The 24,285-nt window shown below is 43.2% G+C and carries 22 protein-coding genes; 15 read left to right on the top strand and 7 right to left on the bottom strand.

Going from position 1 to position 24,285, the window contains the following annotated elements; genetic code table 11:
• Positions 1-206 precede the first annotated feature (206 nt).
• The 5 genes from pgsB to MHI11_RS18320 all read left to right on the top strand — a co-directional run bounded on the left by pgsB (position 207) and on the right by MHI11_RS18320 (position 4,536).
• A complete protein-coding gene (pgsB, locus tag MHI11_RS18340; protein ID WP_012011489.1) occupies positions 207-1,388 on the top strand; it encodes a poly-gamma-glutamate synthase PgsB in 1,182 nt (393 codons plus the stop codon).
• A gap of 15 nt (positions 1,389-1,403) precedes the next feature.
• A complete protein-coding gene (gene pgsC, locus MHI11_RS18335) occupies positions 1,404-1,853 on the top strand; it encodes a poly-gamma-glutamate biosynthesis protein PgsC (RefSeq protein ID WP_012011488.1) in 450 nt (149 codons plus the stop codon).
• 18 nt (positions 1,854-1,871) lie between these two features.
• A complete protein-coding gene (locus MHI11_RS18330; protein WP_044140085.1) occupies positions 1,872-3,038 on the top strand; it encodes a CapA family protein in 1,167 nt (388 codons plus the stop codon).
• A complete protein-coding gene (locus MHI11_RS18325; RefSeq protein ID WP_003213661.1) occupies positions 3,035-3,205 on the top strand; it encodes a hypothetical protein in 171 nt (56 codons plus the stop codon). Before MHI11_RS18330 ends, MHI11_RS18325 begins: the two co-directional genes overlap by 4 nt.
• A gap of 107 nt (positions 3,206-3,312) precedes the next feature.
• Positions 3,313-4,536, top strand: coding sequence for a C40 family peptidase (locus MHI11_RS18320; RefSeq protein ID WP_340961972.1), 1,224 nt, complete (start codon positions 3,313-3,315; stop codon positions 4,534-4,536).
• Between the two features lie 56 nt (positions 4,537-4,592).
• On the opposite strand, the gene MHI11_RS18315 is transcribed toward MHI11_RS18320, so the two are convergent.
• Both MHI11_RS18315 and MHI11_RS18310 read right to left on the bottom strand, forming a co-directional pair.
• Positions 4,593-5,474 carry a Cof-type HAD-IIB family hydrolase gene (locus MHI11_RS18315; protein ID WP_340961970.1) on the bottom strand — a complete coding sequence of 294 codons (882 nt, stop codon included), beginning with the start codon at positions 5,472-5,474 and terminating at the stop codon, positions 4,593-4,595.
• 390 nt (positions 5,475-5,864) lie between these two features.
• Complete coding sequence (locus MHI11_RS18310) at positions 5,865-6,830, bottom strand: LCP family protein (protein ID WP_268484672.1); 966 nt, start codon at positions 6,828-6,830, stop codon at positions 5,865-5,867.
• A gap of 270 nt (positions 6,831-7,100) precedes the next feature.
• Here MHI11_RS18310 and MHI11_RS18305 point away from each other — a divergent pair, with 270 nt between their 5' ends.
• Positions 7,101-8,465, top strand: coding sequence for a sugar porter family MFS transporter (locus MHI11_RS18305; RefSeq protein WP_340961968.1), 1,365 nt, complete (start codon positions 7,101-7,103; stop codon positions 8,463-8,465).
• Positions 8,466-8,602: 137 nt separating this feature from the next.
• On the top strand, positions 8,603-10,000 hold the full coding sequence (locus tag MHI11_RS18300) for a bifunctional glycosyltransferase family 2 protein/class I SAM-dependent methyltransferase (protein ID WP_340961966.1): 1,398 nt from the start codon (positions 8,603-8,605) through the stop codon (positions 9,998-10,000).
• 13 nt (positions 10,001-10,013) lie between these two features.
• Here MHI11_RS18300 and MHI11_RS18295 read toward each other — a convergent pair whose 3' ends face one another.
• The 5 genes from MHI11_RS18295 to kduI form a co-directional block, all read right to left on the bottom strand.
• The gene (locus tag MHI11_RS18295; protein WP_340961964.1) at positions 10,014-11,159 is read right to left on the bottom strand and encodes a Ger(x)C family spore germination protein; all 1,146 of its coding nucleotides are present in this window, start codon (positions 11,157-11,159) and stop codon (positions 10,014-10,016) included.
• Positions 11,156-12,256 carry a GerAB/ArcD/ProY family transporter gene (locus MHI11_RS18290; RefSeq protein ID WP_340961962.1) on the bottom strand — a complete coding sequence of 367 codons (1,101 nt, stop codon included), beginning with the start codon at positions 12,254-12,256 and terminating at the stop codon, positions 11,156-11,158. Before MHI11_RS18290 ends, MHI11_RS18295 begins: the two co-directional genes overlap by 4 nt.
• A gap of 3 nt (positions 12,257-12,259) precedes the next feature.
• Positions 12,260-13,726, bottom strand: a complete 1,467-nt coding sequence (locus tag MHI11_RS18285) for a spore germination protein (protein WP_044140078.1) — start codon at positions 13,724-13,726, stop codon at positions 12,260-12,262.
• 105 nt (positions 13,727-13,831) lie between these two features.
• Positions 13,832-14,605, bottom strand: a complete 774-nt coding sequence (kduD, locus tag MHI11_RS18280) for a 2-dehydro-3-deoxy-D-gluconate 5-dehydrogenase KduD (RefSeq protein ID WP_106066127.1) — start codon at positions 14,603-14,605, stop codon at positions 13,832-13,834.
• A 4-nt stretch (positions 14,606-14,609) separates the two neighbouring features.
• On the bottom strand, positions 14,610-15,437 hold the full coding sequence (gene kduI / locus MHI11_RS18275) for a 5-dehydro-4-deoxy-D-glucuronate isomerase (RefSeq protein ID WP_340961957.1): 828 nt from the start codon (positions 15,435-15,437) through the stop codon (positions 14,610-14,612).
• 262 nt (positions 15,438-15,699) lie between these two features.
• On the opposite strand from kduI, the gene MHI11_RS18270 reads away from it, so the two are divergent.
• The 8 genes from MHI11_RS18270 to MHI11_RS18235 all read left to right on the top strand — a co-directional run bounded on the left by MHI11_RS18270 (position 15,700) and on the right by MHI11_RS18235 (position 24,246).
• Positions 15,700-16,710: a LacI family DNA-binding transcriptional regulator gene (locus tag MHI11_RS18270; RefSeq protein WP_044140075.1), complete on the top strand. Its 1,011-nt coding sequence runs from the start codon at positions 15,700-15,702 to the stop codon at positions 16,708-16,710.
• A gap of 86 nt (positions 16,711-16,796) precedes the next feature.
• Positions 16,797-17,813, top strand: a complete 1,017-nt coding sequence (locus MHI11_RS18265) for a sugar kinase (protein ID WP_080772960.1) — start codon at positions 16,797-16,799, stop codon at positions 17,811-17,813.
• Positions 17,785-18,384 (top strand): bifunctional 4-hydroxy-2-oxoglutarate aldolase/2-dehydro-3-deoxy-phosphogluconate aldolase, encoded by a 600-nt coding sequence (locus tag MHI11_RS18260; RefSeq protein ID WP_044140074.1) that lies wholly within the window; start codon positions 17,785-17,787, stop codon positions 18,382-18,384. Before MHI11_RS18265 ends, MHI11_RS18260 begins: the two co-directional genes overlap by 29 nt.
• A gap of 118 nt (positions 18,385-18,502) precedes the next feature.
• Positions 18,503-18,958 carry a GNAT family N-acetyltransferase gene (locus MHI11_RS18255; protein ID WP_044140072.1) on the top strand — a complete coding sequence of 152 codons (456 nt, stop codon included), beginning with the start codon at positions 18,503-18,505 and terminating at the stop codon, positions 18,956-18,958.
• A gap of 67 nt (positions 18,959-19,025) precedes the next feature.
• Positions 19,026-20,027, top strand: a complete 1,002-nt coding sequence (locus MHI11_RS18250; RefSeq protein WP_268507596.1) for a sugar-binding protein — start codon at positions 19,026-19,028, stop codon at positions 20,025-20,027.
• Complete coding sequence (locus tag MHI11_RS18245; protein WP_340961949.1) at positions 20,024-21,466, top strand: sensor histidine kinase; 1,443 nt, start codon at positions 20,024-20,026, stop codon at positions 21,464-21,466. Before MHI11_RS18250 ends, MHI11_RS18245 begins: the two co-directional genes overlap by 4 nt.
• Positions 21,460-22,878: a response regulator gene (locus tag MHI11_RS18240; protein WP_106067039.1), complete on the top strand. Its 1,419-nt coding sequence runs from the start codon at positions 21,460-21,462 to the stop codon at positions 22,876-22,878. The genes MHI11_RS18245 and MHI11_RS18240 overlap by 7 nt, the downstream gene beginning before the upstream one ends.
• Before the next feature lie 102 nt (positions 22,879-22,980).
• Positions 22,981-24,246: an ABC transporter substrate-binding protein gene (locus tag MHI11_RS18235; RefSeq protein WP_340961947.1), complete on the top strand. Its 1,266-nt coding sequence runs from the start codon at positions 22,981-22,983 to the stop codon at positions 24,244-24,246.
• Positions 24,247-24,285 lie beyond the last annotated feature (39 nt).

Genomic DNA, 24,285 nt, shown 5'->3' with positions numbered 1-24,285 from the left:
CGAAATTCAGGCTGATTTTTGTCCGTCTTTTGGCCTTTTCATTTAAAGAGGAGCTAGGTCAATTCACCTTCTGATTAGAGGATTTTGGCATACGAGGAAGTGAAAGATTATGTTACATAATACCGATTGTGATTTTATGCTGAACCTATATACTGTTGATTGAATTTACATATCACACTCATAAAAAAAGGAGATGTAGATAAGCGATGTGGTTAATCGTTATAGCCTGTGTCATCATGTTAGGGATTGGCTTTATTGAAAAGAAGCGTCACCAAAAAAATATCGATGCCCTACCGGTGCGCGTCAATATTAATGGTATTCGCGGAAAGTCTACCGTTACAAGATTGACAACCGGTATCTTAATGGAGGCAGGTTATAAAACTGTCGGCAAAACAACGGGAACAGATGCAAGAATGATTTATTGGGATACGCCAGAGGAGAAACCGATTAAAAGGAAACCGCAAGGACCGAATATCGGTGAGCAGAAGGAAGTTATGAGAGAAACCGTTGAAAGAGGAGCAAATGCCATCGTCAGTGAATGTATGGCGGTAAATCCAGATTACCAAATCATCTTTCAGGAAGAGCTGCTTCAAGCGAATATTGGCGTGATCGTAAACGTTCTTGAAGATCATATGGACGTCATGGGGCCGACACTTGATGAAATAGCAGAAGCCTTTACAGCGACAATTCCTTACAATGGACACTTGGTTATTACGGATAGTGAATATACGGATTTCTTTAAAGAGATTGCGAAAAAACGCAATACAGAAGTCATTGTTGCAGATAATTCCAAGATTTCTGATGAGTATTTACGGAAATTTGAGTACATGGTCTTCCCAGATAATGCCTCACTTGCACTTGGTGTTGCACAGGCATTAGGAATTGATGAAGATACGGCATTCCGAGGAATGTTAAATGCGCCACCTGATCCAGGAGCGATGAGAATTCTTCCATTAATGGATGCGAAAACACCTGGACACTTTGTAAATGGTTTTGCGGCAAATGACGCATCATCTACATTGAACATTTGGAAGCGTGTGAAAGAAATTGGCTATCCAACAGATGAACCGATTATTATCATGAACTGCCGTGCGGATCGTGTAGATCGAACGATCCAGTTTGCGGAGGATGTACTTCCTTATATTGAAGCAAGTGATCTCGTCTTAATTGGTGAAACAACAGATCCAATTGTAAAGGCATATGAGGATGGAAAAATTCCGGCTGACCACTTACACAACCTTGAATATCAATCTACAGAAGAAATTATGAACATGCTTGAGAAAAAGCTTCATAATCGAGTGGTTTATGGAGTCGGCAATATTCATGGTGCCGCTGAACCGTTAATCGAAAAAATTCAAGAATACAAAATTAAGCAGCTTGTCAGCTAGGAGGAAATATAGAAAATGTTCGGATCAGATCTTTATATCTCGTTAATTTTAGGTGTTCTACTTAGTTTAATCTTTGCAGAAAAAACAGGAATCGTACCAGCTGGACTTGTTGTCCCAGGTTATCTGGCGCTTGTATTTAACCAGCCAGTCTTCATTTTAGTTGTCTTATCTGTCAGCTTGCTTACGTATGTCATCGTTCGCTTTGGTCTATCGAAATTTATGATTTTATACGGACGCAGAAAGTTTGCTGCGATGCTGATTACAGGGATTGCCTTAAAGCTAGTCTTTGATTTCTTCTATCCAGTGGTCCCATTTGAAATAGCAGAATTCCGCGGAATCGGTATTATCGTTCCTGGATTGATTGCAAATACGATTCAAAAGCAAGGTCTTACGATTACCCTTGGAAGCACGTTACTTCTAAGTGGTGCAACATTTGCCATCATGTATGTTTACTATCTATTTTAAGATAAGGTGTGTCCAATGATGAATAAAAAATTGAGCTTTCAGGAAAAGCTGCTGAAAATCACAAAGAACCAAAAGAAAAAAACGAATAAACATGTACTGATTGCTTTACCGATCGTCATTGCTTGTACATTTCTATTTACGTTTATCGGGCAAGCAAAAGTGCCAACTGTACAAAAGAATCCAGAAAACATCCTGACCGCTTCGTTTGTCGGTGACATTATGTTTGGAAGAAACGTAGAGAAAGTAACAGACCGTTATGGAAAACAGCATCTCTTTCGCTATGCCAAACCATACTTTGATGTGTCAGATTATGTGACTGGTAACTTTGAGCATCCAGTCGCATCAGACCGGGAACAAGCGGCGCAAAAGAATATTCATTTAAAAACAGATGAGGATTCTGTCAAAGCGTTGAAGGATTTGAATTTCTCTGTATTAAACTTTGCGAATAACCATGCGGCAGACTATGGTGAAAAAGGGCTAAACAAAACGATTGATGCCTTTAAACAAGCTGACATGGATTATACAGGCGCAGGCCATAACCTTCAGGATGCGAAGCAGAACATTTCGTATAAAGAAGTAAATGGTGTCAAAATCGCTACACTTGGTTTTACTGATGTGTATGGGAAAGATTTTAAAGCAACGAATCGCCAGGCGGGTATCTTGCCAGCCGATCCATCTATCTTTATTCCGATGATTTCGCAGGCTGCTGAAAAGGCAGATATCGTCGTTGTTCATGCTCACTGGGGACAGGAGTACAACAATGAGGTAAACGATAGACAAAGAGAATTGGCAAGAGCGATGTCTAAGGCTGGTGCTGATATCATTATCGGTGCTCATCCGCACGTTCTTGAGCCAATGGAAGTCTATAACGGCACGGCGATCTTCTATAGCTTAGGAAACTTTATTTTTGACCAAGGCTGGTCAAGAACACGTGATTCTGCACTTGTTCAGTATCATCTGAATGAAGATGGAAAAGCGACATTTGAAGTTGTCCCAATGTACATCAAAGAAGCAACACCTGCTCCGGTTAAAGCAGGATCATTTGAATCAAAATCCATTATCCGTATGCTGACAAATGGTACGAATGCGGATTGGAAAGAAAAAGACGGACACATTTTCTTTGAAGTAGATCACGCTGATAAAGTTAAACACTTAAAAGAAAACGGAGGGAAAGAGAAGAAATGAAATTCCTAAAAGCAAGCTGGCCGTTTGTTGCATTAATTTTAGTCTTTGTCTTTATGTCTGCTTTTAAATTTAGTGACAGCCTCACAGATCATGAAAAACAAAAGATCTCGGTTGAAATGCAGAAAATCGAACAACAAAAACAGTCAAAAACGGAAGCAAGTAAATAACTCTAACGAGCATAGAGGGCACGCATTGCGTGCTCTTTTTTGTCGAAAAAAGGTGTAAAAAGTTAGGTGTCATGCCGAAACTATAGAAGAAAGGAGGGAGAAAGATCATGAAATGGAAAGGAATAGTGATTGCTGGATGCGCGCTCGTAGGGCTGATGTTCATGTCTCAATCAGAAATATCTGCTCAAACAGTGTCTCCTTTGCAGCAAGCGGAAAAGCTGATTGGAACACCTTATCATAAAGGAGGAACCGATCCAAAAACGGGCTTTGACGTATCAGGGTTTACGCAATATGTGTACAAGACATCAGGAGTATTTGATTTGCCGCGGAAGGTAATCGACCAGTATCAGATTGGAAAAAAGGTATCATGGGACAAAGCCCAGCCAGGTGACCTTGTATATTTTCGCAGCCTTGAAGAAACAAAGGATATCCCGACACATGTAGCGTTGTACGCTGGTAACGATCAGGTCATTCACATCACGCTTAGTCAAGGTGTCGTGAAAACAGACGTCAGCAAAAGCAAATACTGGACGGACCGATTTTATGCAGTCAAACGACTTCCCGGCACACCGGCAATCTCGGATAATCGTCTTGTGAAAGATGCGATGAAATATTTAGGTATTCCTTATGTATTTGGTGCAGCAGACCCTAAGATTGGCTTTGATTGTTCAGGCTTTTTACAATATGTATTTGAAAAATCACTAGGGATTTATTTGCCTCGAAGTGCTGAACAGCAGTGGATGGTTGGAGAAAAAGTAGCATTAGATGATATACGTCCTGGGGATTTTGTCTTTTTTAGCAACACATATAAGCCAGGCATTTCTCATGTAGGGATGTATATTGGGGGCGACCGTTTTATTCATGCGAGCCGTTCGGAAAGTGTCACAATTTCTTATTTGTCTGAATCGTATTGGCGCGAAAAATGGACAGGTGCAAAACGATTAACGGAGCTGAAATTAGCAAAAGAAGACCCGATTGTCTCAAAAGCCGCTACGTATATTGGAGAAGTTCCTTATGTCAAAGGTGGGACGAATCCAAAGCAAGGCTTTGACACAGCAGGGTTCACACAGTATGTGTATCGAGAAGTACTTGGTATTGAGCTGCCTCGTTATGCGGCAGGTCAAGTCAAGGCAGGTACGCCTGTGAAACGGTCGGAGCTGAAGCCGGGAGATCTCGTTTTCTTTAGTGGAACGTCATTGATACCGGCCATTTATGCAGGATCAAATCAAGTCATTCATATGACCGTCTCAAATGGTGTCGTGCTTACGAATATGAAAACAAGTACGTACTGGAAGGATAAGTATGAGACGGCAGTTCGAATTAAAAAATAAAGAAAAAGCCCGATCCACGTTCGTATCGGACTTTTAGACTTCTCTCTAGGCGCTGATCAGACAAGCGTCTTTTTTTCGTGGAATTGATTTTGTAAAAGCAGATCAATAAAGTAAGCAACACCGTCTTCATGATTACCTTTTGTAATGTAGGTGCTCTTTTCTTTAATGACATCGACTGCATTCCCCATTGCAATGCGGTGGCCTGCTTCCTCAAACATGGATAGATCGTTGGGGCTGTCGCCGATCGCATAAATATGTGAGCGGTCTACGCCATAATGAGCTGCGAGCTTTTTGAGGGCATGTCCTTTTCCAGACTCTTTTGGAAGAACCTCAATGATATGTTTTCCAGAAGAGGTCAATGAAAGCTCAGGCATTTCCGCGAGGAGATCTCGTGCTTCCTGTAGTTTATTCATATCAAACGAGAAACAGAGTAATTTATAGGTCGCTTCATTCGACTCAAAAATCTGACGAATATCATCCACTGGTTTGATGCCAAATTGTTTGAATTGAGTCATTGCCACTTCCCATAAATCAGCTACATCTTCATTTGGATTCGCGCTTTTGATCACATCAAATTCTGCTTTCAGCTTCTCTTTTCCATCAAAAGGAGAGAGGAGCGCATCGTCCGTGTAGACCTCAAAGTAAATGTTTCGTTCTACTAATGCCTGAGCCGCTCGTTTTCCTGCTTCTTGGTCAAGTGTGATACGGCTGAAAAGTTCGTAACCTTCTGTATGAACGGTTCCGCCGTTTGCTGCAATAATAGGGATATCCAAATCGCCAAGCAGTTCCTTCACATCAAAAGTCGCCCGCCCTGTACAGATGGTGACAATATATCCCGCTTCCTTCGCGCGGATCAATGCTTCCCTGTTTTGAGCAGATATTTCACTTTTTGTATTTAAAAGTGTACCGTCTAAATCAATCGCAATCATTTTTTTCATCGCTGTCAAATCCTCCTTCATGCATGCAATAGCCTCTTCAAAGTATGTACGATTTCGTTCCTTCTCATGAGCAATACGATGCTTGTTCCTCTCTATCAAGGCTAAACAAAAATGATCGAATGATCAAGGAAATAAGCCAAAGGGGAAAAATCTGCATCATCGTTAGCAAGTAAAAAAGCGCCCCTTAGGGACGCTTTCAGCGTGTAGACAAACCCTCGCATTCGGTGTCAGTCCTGTGCACCGATGCTCACGAATATTAAATTCGCTCCGCTTCTGTGCTCGTCCTTCCTAGAGTTCTATCGCGCTGAAAAGAAGACAAAGAGCTAAAATAAAAACCATTTTAGCCCTTTGTCAACAATCAAAAAGCGCCCTTTGGGGACGCTTTCTGTTTTATGATAATTCAAGCTGCTTCTTCAATTCAGTCTTCACTTCGTTTAGCTGGTTTTGATCCAATTGGTAATAATAAACCCCGTTTGGCTGGTAATCAGAGCCTTTAAGCTGAATGGTATCTACCGATTTCAATGACGTCAGAAGTGGGAAAAGCCCGACTAGCTCTTTCATTGAAAGGTTGGTCGCGACATTATCACCAAGCGTATCAATGATATTGTCATATGACGGAATAGATGTTAACGATTTTGATTTATCAAAAATGGCTTTTAATACTTCCATTTGACGCTGCCCGCGCATTAAATCACTATCTGCTTTTCTAGTTCTCACATATGCGAGAGCTTGATCACCGTCTAGCGTATGAGTTCCTGTTTGAAGCTGTACCTTGCCCTTTGTATCTTTTAGAACCTGTTTGACTACATATTTATCCTTGACGTTAATAGAGACCCCGTTTAGTTCATTGACGATCTCTTTAAATGCTTTGAAATTACTTTGGATCACAAAATCAACCGGAATATCTAGTAAATCTTCGACTGTACTCAAGGTTAAATCTGCACCGCCAAATGCGTGTGCATGTGTAATTTTGTCATAGCCATGCCCTGGAATATTTACATATGAGTCCCTTGGAATGCTTAATAATTTCACGGTTTTATTTGTACGATTGACGGTTGCTAAGACCATCGCATCGCTTCGTGCTTGTTTCACTGTTTCGCCCGGTCTGCTGTCAATACCAAGCAGCAAGACAGAAAAGCTGTCTTTCCCAGGATCGAATGCTTCAATCCGTTTGACAGATTGAGCGCCGCGATCTAAAGATACTTGCGCTTTTTTGGCAGCATTTGTCACTTTATAGTAGGCATAGCCTGTGACAGAAGCGGTTGTTAGTAAAAGAATACCGATGATAAACAGAGTGACTTTCACCCATGGCTTTAAACGCTTTTTCCCTTTGCGTTTAGTTCTTGATTGATCCATATATTTTAAACCCTCGCTATGTTTTTTATAGTAAAGATGTCCTTTTTTTGCTTACAAACTAAAACAAATATACCTTAAAACGGGATATAGTGCGACGTTTTTTTCACTAATGCTTAATTGACGTTTCCTTATCGTAAAAAGTTTCAATGATACGCAAATGAAATATATTTGTCATAAAACATCGAAATGTTTGAAGTGACAGAAAGTGAGGAAAATGATTTTCCATAGAGAAACATCCAGTACATACAGAACAAAAGAGGGGTTATGAACATGAAAAATCGGAATGGATGGCTTTATTTTTTCGGCGCACTCGGCGGCGCCTTATATGGCTATGATACAGGTGTCATTTCTGGCGCCATCTTATTTATGAAAGAGGATTTAGGGTTAAACGCATTTACAGAGGGACTTGTTGTCAGCTCAATTTTAATCGGAGCGATGCTCGGTTCCTCTCTATCTGGAAAGCTGACAGATCAATTTGGGCGGAAAAAAGCCATCATCGCCGCAGCGATTTTATTTATTATTGGCGGATTTGGTACAGCCCTTGCTCCGAATACGGAAGTGATGGTCTTATTCCGAATTGTGCTAGGACTTGCTGTCGGGTGCTCGACCACGATTGTTCCATTATATTTATCTGAACTTGCTCCAAAGGAATCGAGAGGTGCACTGTCCTCATTAAACCAGCTCATGATCACATTGGGTATTCTTCTCGCCTATATTGTGAATTACTCTTTAGCGGATGCAGAGGCATGGCGCCTGATGCTTGGAATTGCGGTCGTGCCTTCTGTGCTTTTATTATGTGGGATTATGTTGATGCCAGAAAGCCCCCGCTGGCTGTTTGTCCATGGACAGGCAGACCGTGCGAAAGAGATATTATCTAAACTCAGAAAGAGTAAGCAAGAAGTTGAAGAAGAAATTTCAGACATTCAACAGGCGGAAAGTGAAGAAAAAGGCGGTTTTAAGGAATTATTTGAGCCATGGGTACGCCCGGCATTAATCGCTGGTGTCGGTCTTGCCTTTTTGCAGCAGTTTATCGGTACCAATACGATTATTTACTATGCACCAAAAACATTCACAAGCGTTGGCTTTGGCAATTCAGCGGCCATTTTAGGAACCGTCGGAATTGGGGCTGTGAATGTTGTCATGACGTTTGTGGCGATTAAAATTATTGACCGTGTAGGGCGTAAAGCTTTGCTCTTATTTGGGAATGCTGGCATGGTCCTTAGTTTAATAGTCCTATCAGTGGTCAATCGATTTTTCGAGGGGTCAACAGCTGCAGGATGGACAACCATTATTTGTTTAGGACTCTTCATCGTCATCTTTGCTGTCAGCTGGGGTCCAGTCGTTTGGGTGATGCTTCCTGAGCTGTTCCCAGTACATGTCCGAGGAATCGGTACGGGCGTCTCTACCTTCCTCCTTCATACAGGGAATTTAATCATCTCGCTTACATTCCCAACTTTACTAAGCGCGATGGGTATCAGTAATCTCTTCCTCATTTATGCGGTCATTGGCGTAGGTGCCTTCTTATTTGTGAAATATATGGTGGCTGAAACGAAAGGGAAAAGTCTTGAAGAAATTGAAGAAGATTTAAAAAAGAGAAACCGTGCCGTCACAGGTGAAGAAGGAAAAACGGTGTAAACAATGACCAGCTGCACGCATGCAGCTGGTTTTTCTTTGTTAAACAAACGTTTAATTAAGAAAGGACAATCTCTCATCTTCTGAACGTGCTGCATATGACATACATATGGAACAGACGGGCGAAAGGTGGAAATGAGATGAAAGGGAAAACGAGCATTGTCATCCTGACATACAATGAACTGCATTTAACGAAAAAATGTATCGACAGCATCAAGCAGCATACCCGAAGTGACCAATATGAACTCATCATCGTTGATAATGCGTCAACCGACGGGACGAAGAAATATGTGAGAGAGTTGAAAGATGTGATTTTCATAGAAAATGCAGAAAATCGAGGCTTTGCAAAGGGCTGTAATCAAGGAGCGAAAAAAGCGACAGGAGATAGCATTCTCTTTTTAAATAACGATACGATCGTGACGGAAAACTGGCTTTCTCCATTAAGAGAGGCGTTATTTGCATCAGAACGTATTGGGATGGTAGGACCAGTCTCCAATTATGTGAGTGGTCCTCAAATGGTCGAGCCATCGTATACAGATGTGAAGGAGCTCCCAGCTTTTGCAAAGAATTATACGGCTGCGAAAAAAGGTCAGAGAACTTATGTACATCGGCTTGTGGGATTTTGTCTGCTTGTGAAAAGAGAGCTTATTGAAGAGGTAGGTTTATTTGATGAACGGTTCGTGTATGGATCATTTGAGGATGACGACCTTTGTTTGAGATCCTTGCTCAAGGGATATCAGCTGCAAATCGTTCACGATTCATTTGTGCATCATCACGGTCATGCAACCTTTCGAGCGAATCAAGAAACGAACATCTCTACACTGTTTGCAGAGAACAGGCTTCGGTTTTTAGATAAATGGGGCATTGATCTCAATCTGATGGCTCCTCATCCGTACTTTGCGGCTCTGCTGCCTGAAGACGCTGTTTATGTACTGGATGCGGGATGCGGCGCAGGGGCAACAGGGCTTGAAATAATGAATCGGCAGTCTGTTGACATGTACGGGGTAGAGGCTGATCCATTAAAAGCAGCCATCGCAAAGGCATATTATAAAGAAGTCATCGAGGCAAAAGCAGATGAGTACCCATGGTTAGAGAAAGAGGCTTTTTTTGATGCGATCATTTTTTCGGATGTTTTAGAGCATGTGTCAGATCCTTGGCACATCATTGAACAAGCGCACGCATCTTTAAAGCCAGGCGGCGTGATCATTTGCTGCCTGCCCAACATGATGCATGCAGAGGTGCTTCTCCCGTTAATGACAGGGGATTTTACGTATCAAGATGTAGGAATTTTAGACCGAGGTCACCTGAGGTTCTTCACACCAAATACAATGCGTGCGCTTTTCCCAGACCATTTGTTTGAACGGGTGATCGAGCAGAGGGTCAATGTTCCGATTGATCAAAACGTCCAATTGTTTTTTGACGAGATAGCAAGAGTAGGAGCGTCACTTGGCTTTCAAACAAAAGCGTTGACTGATCAAGTGACTCTATATCAGCTTTTAATTGTCGTGCGTAAAAAAGGCGGCTCCCCTTCGGGATAACCGCCTTTTTGCTTTACCATTTAAAGCTTTTTGTTGCACCTTCTGCACCAAAGTTCAAGATGCTGACTTTGACATCGTAATCAATGGCTGCTTCTTGGAAGAGCCTATCCCACTCGGTACCATGCCGATCCCAATAGTCAGGATATTTCATACGGAACTGCTTGTTAAACAATATGGGATCAACGCCCACTTCTTTTTGCACATGATGGATCGCTTTTTGAATGCGTTCTTTAATTTTATGAGCAAAGATCCGCTCAAATCGTTTGATATACTGCTCATCGAATGAGTTTTCAGGAGGATATTGATCCTCAGACAATTTTCCATTTGTTTGTACGCTAATTTTAAAGGATACCTTTCCATTTTTCAGATAGGGCTCGACCTTCGTTTTTGCTTTTTTGATTTCATACGTTATCGGATAACCTTTGTAGGTGGCAGGTACAACGCCGCCTGAAATTCGGTCCATCACCCAGTTTAAAGATTGTACATCCTTCGCAGGGATGAAACCGATCAGCTTACGTGTTTTTCCGTGAATGATGCCTGCTCCATCATAAATAAGTTCACCGTCTATCGCATCTACACTTTGCACAAGGAAGCTAACGCCCATCTGAAAGTAATCAGACGCCCGGCCAATACGTGTTGGCGGTGCGATTTTTCCGTTAAAGCTTCGATTTTTGGATGTTTCGAAGATATGCTCAACTGGGACCTTTTGCTGTGATTTTAATTTATGGTTGATTATTTTTGACGCATCATCTCGTGACACGAAAAGGTAGCTGCTTCTTCGAACCTCATCATCTCGTATAAAGTGATTGAGTGTTCCTTGAATACCGTGATGCTCCGCCTGGGTTTTACCAAACAAAAAGATTTTCAGGTGATCACTATAGATCGGCGGGTCCTTCAAGGCGACATTACTGACAGCCTCCAGCACATTTTTTCCCTTCGAGACAACATTCACATAGCCGGGAGAATCGGCTTCTTGTGTTCCGCCTGTTTTCGGTACAAGGTTTTGATAGGTCAGCTTAACGCCATCCTCATCTTCCTCATCAATACCAACACCGCGTACAAACGATAGTTTTTCAATATCCTTTAAATCCCAGCATCCTGCTGATAGAAGGAAAAGACAGCAGGACAAAAAGATGAACACTACACGTCTTCCTCTCATGCAGAACGACCTCCCCATTTTTTGCGTATCATCAACAGAACAGCTGTAATAAAAGGAATGGCTAAAACCGCGAACAATGCGTAGCCGAGTAAAGTAGAGTAGTAAAAGACTTCATTGATATTTCTTGGAAATAAAGAGAGGGCAGAGGTAATCAAAAACAGCAGCCATAGCAGTCTCGTTACATTGGTCGTCTTAAAGACCGTTTGGCACCCTTTAATGGCAAATTGGAAAAAGCCAAGCATACAAATAAACTGCTGGCACGTCCAGATCGTCAGTAAAAAAATATCAAAGCGTTCAATGAAGACCCCTTCAAGTTCTAACGCTTGAATGAGTGAGACGGTGGGCCAGGTGAGGGATTTTGTTTCTCCGACGGTCATGGAACCAATCACGATAAAGAGCGTGAGGGAGTATACAAGAGTTGTAATTCCAACACCGATCGCAGCGGCCCATTTCGCTTTTGACCATTTGTCTTTATAGATGAGTGGTACGACAAATAAAATCACTTCAAAGCCTGTAAATTGAATAAATGTTTGAGAGAACAAATTACTGAAATCTTTAAACCCGTGTGCCATGACAGGACGTAAATAATCAAAATCGAATATTTTCAGACAAAACAGCATGAGCCCGATGTAAATGATCAAGGCGATGGGATAAATGTACGTGACCAATTTGACGACTGGGAAAATACCGCTTTTCAAATGATAGATCGCCACAAGTAAAAAAATCATGACAATCACGGACATGGGAGTCGATTCCAGCAGGAAAAATTGGACCACTTCACCGAGTACACGCGCTTCAAAGCCGACAATGCCTAGTAAATAGGCAATCAGCATTAAATTAAAGAACGTGCCAATGATGGCACCGGCTCCTTTTCTATTTGACTCAAAAATGGTATCCGGCGCATTTTTTTCAGCAATCCATCCTAACAAAAAAGCAATGAAAGCAAAGATGACTCCCTGTATTAATACAATGATCCAGCCATCAGGGAATCCTGAATTGGCAGAACTGCATGGAATGGTTAAAATTCCAGCGCCTATCATTGTAGAGCTGCACAGAATGGTGACTTGTAACAATGATAGCTTCTCAGCTCTGTACATCGTTTAATCTCCTTGTCTTTTGAGATTTTTTATTTTTGCTGTTTTCGGTCTCGATTTAAATAGCCCAATTGGTAAACGTACGTACGTATCCTTTAAATCTGAAAACGGTGAAGACAAAACAGGTGTGAAATAGTCAAAACCAAAGGTCTTTAATTGCATCAGGTGACAAAGAACAAATAAATAACACATGATTAAGCCATATAATCCAAACATCGCTGAACTGAAAATGGCCATAAACCGCAAGATGCGTAGCGGGAAACTAAAGTCATAGGACGGTGCCGTAAAGTCAGCTAGTGCGGTCAGCGACACAATAATCACCATTAAGGCACTGACGATATTAGCTTGGACAGCCGCCTGACCAATAATCACGCCGCCAATGAGTCCAATTGTTTGTCCAATAGCCCTCGGAAGACGAAGACCAGCTTCCCGCAGCAGCTCTATCGTAAATGACATGAGAATGGCTTCGACAACAGGAGGGAACGGAACATTTTGCCGACTGCCTGCGATGGTGATTGCCATCCGTGTCGGTAATAATCCGGGGTGGTAAGAGACAAGAGCGATGTAGAGCCCTGGTAAAAAAATCGTTAACAGTACGGCAAAATAACGTAGCAGGCGTAATAGAGTCGCACTTGTCCATCTTTGGTAATAATCCTCCGGTGATTGCATCAAGGCTGTAAAGGTCATCGGTAAAATGAGCGCAAAAGGAGTGCCATCGAGTAAAATTGACACTTTTCCTTCAAGCACAGATGCAATCACCCGGTCAGGACGTTCTGTATTTTGAATCTGCGGGAAAATGGAGATGTGGCTGTCCTCAATCAGCTGTTCAATATAGCCCGTTTCAGGGATGTCATCCATTTTGATTTCGGTCATGCGTGATAAAACATCTTCTACTAATTTAGGGTCAACAATATCACGAACGTACACAAGGGCTGCGGACTTTTTATTGCGAGTACCTACATTCACCTTTTGAATGACAAGGTTTGGGTCATTTGCCCGCTCACGGATTAAAGCCGTGTTTTTTTCAAGATTTTCAATAAAGCCGATCCGAGGCCCTCTTACAAGGACTTCCGATTGCGGCTCTTCTACTTCTCTAAATTGAAAAAGGTTCGTTTGGAGCGCAAGTGCTTGAGCCACGCCATCTACAAATAAAATAGCCCTGCCGCTATATAACTGCTCGATGGCAAGGTTCATATCCTCGAGCACGTCATTTTGGATGCCAAAGAACGTTTTAGACAGGGCTGGAAGCGTACTAGAATCAACCTCGGTGATATCCAGTTCCTTTTGCATGGGTGAAATGATTTGTTTGGAAAGCATCTCAAATTCTGTGAGTCCTTCAACGTACATGAGACATGCAGAGATAGCAGAAGGGCCAAATGAAAATGAGTGGAACACGATATCATCACTTTTCCCGGCAAAGCTTTTGACGCGCTTGATGACGGACGCTATATCTTGTTCAATACGACTTTTCATAATACCTCACCCTCATGTCATGTTTTTTATAGAGTGACTCGGATGGTGGAGAATTATGCAAATAGAAAAAAGAGAATCCCTGCAAATAGGAATTCTCTCGTCTGTTTATCTCGCAAGCCAACCGCCATCAACCGCTAAAATATGACCGTTCATATAATCAGAGGCTGGTGAGCTAAGGAAAACAGCCGCACCGGCTAGATCCTCAGGCTTTCCCCAGCGCCCGGCAGGAATTCGTTTGAGAATCTCTTCATTTCGATTCTCATCGTCCCGAATGGCTTGCGTGTTATTGGTCGCAATGTAACCAGGAGCGATCGCATTCACTTGTATATGCTGGTTCGCCCATTCGTTTGCAAAAGCCTTCGTCAGCCCTGCGACTGCGTGTTTACTTGCTGTATAAGCGGGGACAAAGACACCGCCTTGAAACGATAGAAGGGAGGCGATATTGACAATTTTCCCTTGCCTATTTTTCAGCATCTGCCGCCCAACCCTTTGGGTGAGGAAAAAGAGACTATTGATATTCACATCCATGACCGTATGCCAATCTTCCTCCGAATAATGAGCGGCCTGCTCTCTTTTAATGGTGCCGGCATTATTGATTAAAATATCGATCGTATGCTTTTGTAACATGGCATCGACAGCCTGCTTTGCAGTTTGAGGGTCGGAAAAGTCAACCTGAACCGCATGAAACGAGCGGCCCGCCTGTTCGACTAGCGCTTTCGTTTCCTCAAGCGGTGTGTGGTGGTATGTGCCGATAATATCTGCGCCTGACCTGGCAAGCGCCACAGCAATGCCCTGCCCAATGCCGGTTCCAGGACCTGTCACAAGGGCTGTTTTGCCTTCAAGAGAAAAGAGGGACGCTACATAGGATGCTGTCGTCATCACATTACCTCAGCTGGTCCATTGGGACAAAGTCCATATCTTTAAACGTATAGTTCTCGCCCGCCATCGCCCAAATAAATGAATAATTCGCTGTACCCGAGCCTGAATGAATAGACCAAGCAGGAGAAATGACCGCTTCCTCATTGGCCACAACGAGATGTCTTGTTTCAGATGGCTCCCCCATAAAATGAAAGACACGAGCATCTTCTTCGATATCAAGATATAAGTACACTTCCATACGTCGATCATGAATATGAGCGGGCATCGTATTCCACGTGTTATTGGTTTCCAGTTGAGTGATTCCCATCATGAGCTGGCAGCTTTGGATGCCGTTTGCGTGGATGACTTGATACAGGTTTCGTACGTTTGAAGCAGACGCTTCCCCTAAGTGATTCGGTGTTAATTCAGCGATAGCTGCTTTTTGCGTAGGGTACGCTTGATGAGCCGTGGCGGATACAAGATAGAACTTGGCTCCCTCGCCGGATGAACTAGCAAACTGTACATCTTCGTGTCCAAGCCCAATATATAAGAAATCTTTGCGCTCCAGTACAAAGGCTTCACCATCGACAGTGACTGTTCCTTGACCGCCGACATTTACAATGCCGATTTCTCGTCTTTCAAGGAAATATTCCGTACGTAGAAAGTCGCCCGCATCTAATTTGAGCGGCTCTTTAGATGGCATGACTCCGCCAATCACCACGCGGTCCTCATGTGAATAGTAGAGCTTTAATTCACCGCTGACGAATAGTGTAGGAATATGAAAATGACGACGAAGTTCCTCTGTTGTAAAACGTTTGACCTGTTCAGGGTGTACAGCATAACGATTTTCCATTTGAAATAAGCCTCCCTTTCCATCTGAAACAAAGTATGGGTATTTTATTTGGTATCGGTTTCAAGGAAAATTTTAGAGGAAAAAGAGAGTGCAGTCAACCGTTATTTTGAAATCGCTTTCTTTTTGTTTATTTAAATGGTTTTTTGTCATCTTCAATCAAAAAAATCTTCTGGAATTCAAGAAATTATGATATGCTCTTTTTAAGTTATTTGAAATCGGTTTCGAAACAAATGAGAAGACATTGATTGTGGGAGTTTTTTGAATGAAAGAGAAAAAGCAAACGAAAGTGACCATCAACGAAGTAGCCGCTTATGCAGGTGTTTCAAAATCAACTGTATCCAGATATATCAATGGCAGAACAAATGAAATTTCTACTGAAAAGGTCAAAAAAATCAAAAAAGCCATTGAGGAACTGCATTATCGTCCGAGTCAGCTCGCTCAAGGTTTGAAAGTAAGGAAAAGCAAGGTCATTGGGTTTATTGTAGCCGACATTACGAATCCATTCTCTGTAGCGACACTTCGCGGAGTCGAAGAAATTTGTGATGAATATGGATACAGCATCATGGTATGCAACACAGATAACCGGCCAGAAAAAGAACGAGAAATGCTCCTCAAGCTGAATGCGCATTATATTGAAGGGCTCATCATCAATACGACCGGCCAGAACAATGACATTTTGCAGGATTTTAAGAAAGACGGTGTGCCGATTGTTCTTGTTGACCGGAAATTATCTGAACTAAAAGTCGACACAGTGACAACGAATAACCGTGATATCACGATCCAGTTGCTTCAACAAATGTATGAGAGAGGCTATGAACACATCGCCTTCTTTACTGAGCCGGTCGATGGGATCAGTCCTCGTGAAGAACGAAAAGAAGCATATGAACAGACAGCCATGAGTAAACATAAGAAGCCTATCATTGCAGAAATTGATTTGAAACAAAAGGAACAACTGCGAGAAGAGCTTGTCCATTTTGTCCAATTAAGTCAGCAGAAAAAAGCAATTTTAGCAGCCAATGGATTACTTATGCTGAAGCTGATCAGTGAGCTTGTAGAACTCGGGTTAAAGATTCCAGAAGATATAGGCATCGCAGGCTTTGATGATACAGAATGGTATAAGCTGATTGGGCCTGGAATCACAACGGTTGCCCAGCCATCTCATGAAATGGGGAAAGCCGCCATGCAAAAAATCAAGACTCGGCTTGAAGGGGATGAAAGTGCGCCCCAAACCATTCAGCTTGATGGAGAAATCATCGTAAGAAAATCCTTATAAACAACAGACAGAGAAGAGTATACATACGTGCATGCTCTCTCTTTTTCAACTAATTTGAAACCGGTACCGAGAAAGGGGAGAAATGAGTGAAAGCATTGGATGCGGTCACATTTGGGGAATCAATGGCGATGTTTTACGCAAAAGAAGCCGGAGAGCTTCATCAAGTGCATACATTTCAAAAGGCGCTTGCTGGTGCCGAAAGTAACGTGGCAGTCGGTTTGGCGAGGCTAGGTTTTGATGTGGGATGGATGAGCAAAGTCGGAGCAGATTCACTGGGCACATTTATTTTAGAAGAGCTTCAAAAAGAACGAGTCGATACAAGTGCAGTGATCCGTTCAAATGATGGGTCTCAAACAGGGATATTACTTAAATCCAAAGTGATAGATGGAGACCCTGATGTCACGTATTATCGTAAAGGCTCTGCTGCGAGCACAATGAGTCCAAGCGACTTTCCCGCGAATTATTTCAAACAGGCAGGACATCTCCATATGACAGGTATTCCGCCTGCATTATCCAGTGAAATGAGAGCGTTTTCTTTTCATGCTCTTCAAAAGATGAAAGAAGCAGGCAAAACCATTTCATTTGATCCAAACCTTCGGCTGCAGCTATGGGAAGAGGAGGAAGATATGATCCATACAGTGAATCAGATGGCTTTTCAAGTGGATTGGTTTTTTCCGGGGCTTGCAGAAGGACAAAGGCTCACAGGCTGTCACGAGCCGGAAGAGATTGCAGATGTTTATTTGCAAAAAGGCGTCAAGCTTGTGGTCATTAAGCTCGGTGCAGAAGGTGCCTTTTATAAAAGTACAGCCAGTCAGGGGGCTGTGAGCGGCTTTTATGTGCCAAATGTCGTGGATACAGTCGGTGCCGGTGATGGATTTGCCGTAGGGGTCATCAGCGGCTTACTGGATGGTTTATCATATAAAAAATCTGTGACAAGAGGCAATGCTGTAGGGGCTCTTGCGGTGATGTCTCCAGGCGATAAGGACGGCCTGCCTACTCGGGAAGAGCTTCAGGCTTTTATGAAAGAAGCCAAGCGATATCACAGACGGGAATATATGAAGGAGGACGAAGGATATGGGAAAGTCAGCAAGTTTGAGCGTTAAAGAGCGCCTCGCGGCTTGTAAGCTAATCGCAGTGGTGAGAGCGGAGAGCGAAGCGGAAGGCATTGAGATCATTCAGCGTTTAAAGAAAAAAGGCGTTCGTGCCATTGAAGTGACGTATACCACGCCAAATGCTGAACACATCATCGCATCCTTTCAGCATGAGCAAGATCTGATTGTAGGAGCAGGCACAATCACCACCCTTCAGCAGGCGCAGTCAGCCATTGACGCAGGCTCGCAATTTATTGTCAGTCCAGGGTATCTCCCTGTCATTGGAGAGCATCTCTCATTTCACAACACACTCTATGTACCAGGTGTCCTCACCCCAAGTGAAATCATGCAGGCAAAAGCAGCTGGATACTGCTTGCTCAAACTTTTTCCAAGCGGCTCCTTCGGTTTATCCTATATGAAAAACTTACAAGGCCCATTTCCAGACATTGAATTTATTCCAACGGGGGGAATTCATCCAGCTGATGTGCCAAAATGGCTGAAAGCAGGCGCAGTTGCAGTAGGGGTCGGAAGTCAGCTTGAAAGCAGTACGGCAGAAGAATTACAAGCGGTTCTTTCTTCATAAATAGGCGCTATCAAATGAACAACTGGCAGATGAATGCCGGTTGTTTGTTCGTTTATCTGACATAACAGCAGGTGAATGCTGACTCTTCACGTACAATAGTTGTGAAGGAGTGATAGATGTGTACATTCAACAAGATACACTCATGGATGGACAAATAGAGCAGCTGATGACCGCTCATATAGAAGAAATGAAAGAGCATTCCCCGCCAGAAAGCATTCATGCCCTTCCGTTAGCTGATTTGAAAAAGCAAGATGTCACAGTGTGGAGTGTGCGGGATGGAGAGGAGCTTCTTGGCTGCGGAGCGTTAAAGGAGCTGTCAAGTGATCACGGCGAAATCAAATCCATGAGGACCGCAGCTCTCCATATGCGAAAAGGTGTAGCAAGGTATATGCTGAACCATCTTCTACAAGAGGCAAAAAGGCGCGGTTATTCACGTGTCAGCTTAGAGACAGGTGCGATGTCTTTCTTCGAGCCAGCAAGAAAACTATATGAGAGTGTTGGGTTTTATATTTGTCCGCCTTTCGGTTCATATCAAGAAGATCCAAACAGTTTATTTATGACAAAGGAATTATAGAGGTCGAGAGAGTATGCTTATAAGCAGCTCTTTTTTTATGCGCAGTTTTTGAAAGGGGGAGGATGTGGTGAAAGTATCAAAGTGGATCGGGGTGAGCGCCTTTCTCACTTTTTGTGTCGTATCTGTCATTTTTTTAACATCATTAGGTCAAGATTTATTTAAAATTGAAAGCGCTTCCGAAAAAGCGTCAACAACCTATCAATATCACTTTGTCCTTGTACCGGAGGAACTTGATAATGAATATTGGCAGCTGGTACAAAAGGGAGCTGCTGATGCGGCAGCCGCTCATCGCGTGTATTTAGAATATTTGGGTCCGAAGCAAGCCGATATAGACGACCATTTGAAAACCATTGATATGGCAATCGCAGGGCATGTCGATGGCATTATGACACAGGGTCTTGATGCGAAGAAATACAAACCGCTTTTTCAGAAGGCGAGGGATAAAGGCATTGATGTTGTCACCGTTGATACGGATGCAGAGGGGAGCAAGCGTCAAGTGTATGTAGGCACAGACAATTATTATTCTGGCTTTATCGCAGGACAGGCACTCATTGCAGATACAAAAGGCGAACAGCACGTAGGAATTGTCACAGGCAGGCTTGATGCCGTTCATCAAAAGCAGCGCGTCAAAGGGTTTCGAGACGCCGTCGCCGTTGAAAAACGCATTCATATTGCTGGAATAGAAGAATCAGCCATTACCAAATCAGGGGCCTCCGGTGCCGCGTATAAACTATTAAACGATCATGCAAAGCTCACTGCATTTTACGGTACGAGTGCATTAGATGGTGCAGGTATCATTCAAGCAACAGCGCAATATCAATCGTCTACAGATGTCTATGTACTCGCATTTGATACGTTACCAGATACGATTCAGGCGCTCGATGATGGAGAGATTGATGCAGTCGTTGTTCAGCACCCTTATGAAATGGGCTACCAAGCAGTGGAATCGCTTGTGCGTTTGCAGAAAGGTGAAAAAGAAGAACCGCTTCAGTACACAGGAACGAGTGTGATTCGGCGCGAGGATCTGCCGCTGCAGCAAACAGACAGAAGGCAGGGGGTGCAGCCGTGAGAAGGATTCGAAGTAAGTTGCTACTGGCATTTTTAATCCTTGTGTTTGTTGGTAACGTGGCCGCTTTTTTCGTCTATTGGAGCAGCTCGAATATCACATCAGAATATAGCAGAAGCTTTCGTTCTTTTCTCCTGCTTAATGATATATCGACAGAGGCAAAAACGATGTATGAAAAGGTCAATGCGTATGCGATTGAAAAGGATCAGCAGTTTGCCAAAGAATATCTAGCTTCAAAACAAATATTGAAATCCTACGACCAGGCATTGCGAAAAGATGCCGGGCTTCATGCGGCAATTCCTTCTATTGAAAAATATCAATATATGATGCGGACGCTCATCAATGAAAGTGATGCGACCATGACATATGTAAAAGAAGGGAAAATCAAAGAATATGCAGCAAGTGTGAAGGAAGTAAGAACCGTCTCCTCCTATATACAAGAGCAAACGATGACCCTGCTTGATGATGAATTGTCTGAGTATCAAGTACTCTACCAATCTCTGCAAAAAAGACACCAAACCTATGCGCTCTTTACCTTATGTTTGTTTACGCTGTCCATAGGGGTCGCCTTATGGATGGCGTATATGATTGCTGGCGGGATATCAAGACCGATCGTCCATCTCTCTCGAAGCGTAAAGGAAGTATCCGAAGGGAACTTTGATGGAGCGGACTTGCATGTCACCTCAAAGGATGAAATTTCTGTATTAAATGAGGCTTTTCAGCGAATGCGTCAAGAGATGAAAATGATGATTGAAGAGATGAAACAAAAGGCAGCCTTAGATCAAAAAATCAAAGACATGAAGCTGAAAACGCTACAAAACCAAATGAACCCACATTTTTTATTTAATACATTAAACATCGTCTCACGCATGGCTTACTTAGAATCAGCGGATGCCACATCGAGGTTGATCCAATCCGTTTCCACTCTCATGCGTTATTCGCTGTCAGCTCTCAGTGCATCCGTTACGCTCGAACAAGAAGTAAAAGTGGTCAAAGAATATTTTCATATACAAGAAACAAGATTTGCCGATCGTATCACATGCAAAACGACCATAGATGAATCGTGTTTATCTGTACATATCCCAAGTCTCACCTTACAACCGCTTGTTGAAAATGCCTTTATTCATGGCGTTGAACCGAAGGAGGAAGGCGGGCTTGTCGAGCTCTCGATCTATCAAGAAGGCGGCTATGTGATGATTCGGATTCGGGACAATGGGATGGGAATCAATGAACAAGAGAAAAGGAGATTGCTATCAGAAAAAGAAGAGGAAGATCCAAACATCTTGAGTAAAGGGCATTCGACAGGGATCGGTCTTCGAAATGTGATGTCAAGGCTGCATTTGTTTTACGGGGTAAAAGATGCCCTTCAAATTGACTCAAAGCCAAACGAAGGCACCACCATTCAATTGGCTATTCCGATGAAGGAGGGACCTGCATGCTGAACGTGCTGATTGTGGATGATGAAAAAATAGAACGACTAGCGATGCGGAAGTTCATGACGGATTGGCTTCCAGAGTGTCATATCGCAGGAGAAGCTGAAAATGGAAAAAAGGCGGTTGAATTCGTGCGGACTGAGCCCGTTCATCTTGTGCTCATGGATATTCAGATGCCTGGAATGGATGGACTCATAGCGATCAAGCAAATCAAAGCGATCAGTCCTCATACAAAATTTATTATGCTGACAGCCTACGATACGTTCGATTATGCCAAGCAAGCGATGCAAGAAGGGGTGAAGCAATATCTCGTCAAACCGGCTGACAAAGATGAAACCATCGCCGCCATTCGAACGGTTGCGGCAGAGATTCAGCAGGAGGCGTCTCAGCGGCAGGCGGTGGCGGCCGGGCAGCAGTCAAAGTGGCTTGAAGCTCATGTCATAAACGGTCAACCCTATACCTCCACGGAGTTTCAACAACTGTTTCATGAATTCGAAGCAGGTCTTGTCATCGCTGTGCAGCGGACAATCGGGGATCAGCTGTTGATGGATTTACAGACATCTCCCCTTTTTCATACGGTACCGATTCAGGTGAGTGGTGAGCTGTTTACATGTCTCATTTATCGTCACCAAGCGCCTGGTCATTTAAAGGCAGATGTCCTACAGGCGATTCGAACTGCCACCACAAACGATCAGCCTTCACCTGTCGTTGGCATAGGACACCCGGTCTCAAATCCGCTTTATCTTCAGAAAAGTGCAGCAGAGGCGAAGCTTTCCTATTATCAGCGAAAAAAGAGCCCCGGCGTTGTTCGTTATGGTTTTTACCAAACAGAAGAACAGTCTCATCCATTGATCCATCTGCCGGAGCTTGCAGACGATATGATGCAGGCAATGGAAGAAGGGAGAAGAGAGGATGCGCTCGCTTTATTCGATGCCTTTGAGCTAGAGGGGGCGACCCTTTCACAACTAAAAGAGCTGCTGATTTTATTTAAATCACGGCTACGAACAGACTGGCCAATATTAACGATCAGCACCGCAGCTGAATGCCGTCAGTGCTGTGAATATTTATTTGACGTGTACGAAGCAAGAAACCAGACTGTGAATGATATCGATCGGGCAAAGCGATACATCAAAACGCATTTTTGTGAACAGATCACGCTGGAGCAGACTGCCGCCTATGTTGATTTAAGTCCAACCTATTTCACAAAACGGTTTAAAGACGAGACAGGGCTGACATTTAAAGAGTATGTGACCACCTGCCGGCTGGATAAAATCAAACAGCTTCTCAAAGACAGCTCGCTTAGTTTAAAAGAAATTACTTATCAGGCAGGATATACAGACCCCAATTACGTCAGCCGTGTGTTTAAGAAGATGGTGGGTTGTTCACCGAAGGAATATCGAAAACAGACCGTAAAAAAATGAAGAATTTCATAAAAAAGTGAAGAAGTTTGCCTAAAAAAAAGCAAGGATCTGCCATTATACTTATTGTGATAACGCTTACAAAATAGGGATGGGGGATCAATCATGAAGGTTAAATTAGGCTTTACGCTGTTAGTGCTCTGTATGCTTATCGTCACTGCCTGTAGTTCATCGACGAGCTCAGGTGCGAAAAAAGAGGGCGGAGCAGAGAAGCTCGACATTTTTTCTTGGTGGACTGGAGCAGGTGAAGAGGACGGACTGAAAGCACTTATTCAATTGTTTGAAGAGAAAAATAAAGACATCCCAATTGAAAATGCAGCCGTCGCAGGTGGTGCTGGTACAAATGCAAAGGCTGTTCTGACTAGCCGGATGCAAGGAAATGACCCGCCAGCTACATTCCAAGTACATGGCGGAGCGGAGCTGAATGAGAGTTGGGTCGCAGCAGGCAAAATGGAGCCGCTGGACGATCTATATGAAAAAGAAGGCTGGAAGGACAAATTTCCGGAATCACTCATCGACCTTGTCAGCAAAGATGGGAAAATCTATTCAGTACCAGTGAATATTCATAGGGGCAATGTGCTTTGGTATAACAAGAAGGTATTTGATGATGCAGGCTTAGAGCCGCCAACGACCTTTGCTGAATTTTTCAAAACAGCAGATGCATTAAAGAAAAAAGGCATTACACCGCTTGCACTTGGTGATAAAGAGCCTTGGGCAGCGACGCATTTGTTTGAGAGTGTGCTTCTCGGCGTTTTAGGCGCTGATGGATATCAAAAACTTTGGGCTGGCGACATGAAAATGGATGACGCAAAAGTGAAGGAAGCGGCAGACATCTTTGGACGTATGCTTGAATATGTCAATGATGACCACAGCTCACGTAACTGGCAGGATGCCTCGCAGCTCGTAGCAAAAGGGGAAGTTGCAATGAATGTCATGGGCGACTGGGCGAAGGGGTACTTTGTGAATGATCTGGATCTGAAGGTGAATGAAGACTTTGGATACGTGGCGACTCCTGAAACAGAGGGAAGCTTTATGGTGATCACCGATACATTTGGACTGCCAAAGGGCGTGAAACAGCCAGAAAACGTGAAGAAATTCTTATCTGTCTTAGGATCTGTGGAAGGACAGGATGCATTTAATCCGCTGAAGGGATCGATTCCGGCACGTGTGGATGCAGATGTTTCTAAATATGATGAATACGGAAAATCGGCGATGAAGGCATTTAAAGAATCAAAGCTGGCGCCGTCTCTCGCGCATGGTTCAGCTGCTGAAGAAGGGTTTGTGACAAAAGCGAATCAAGCCGTCAATATCTTCGTCACACAAAAAGATAGCAGCCAGTTTGTTTCATCTTTAAAAGATTCAATGAAATAAAGACGAGGAGGCGGCGACTAAGCACCGCCTCTTTTTTAA

The sequence above is a fragment of the Bacillus sp. FSL K6-3312 genome (assembly GCF_038007485.1).
Lineage (GTDB): Bacteria > Bacillota > Bacilli > Bacillales > Bacillaceae > Bacillus > Bacillus pumilus.
This window is presented reverse-complemented; position numbering and strand designations above follow the sequence as displayed.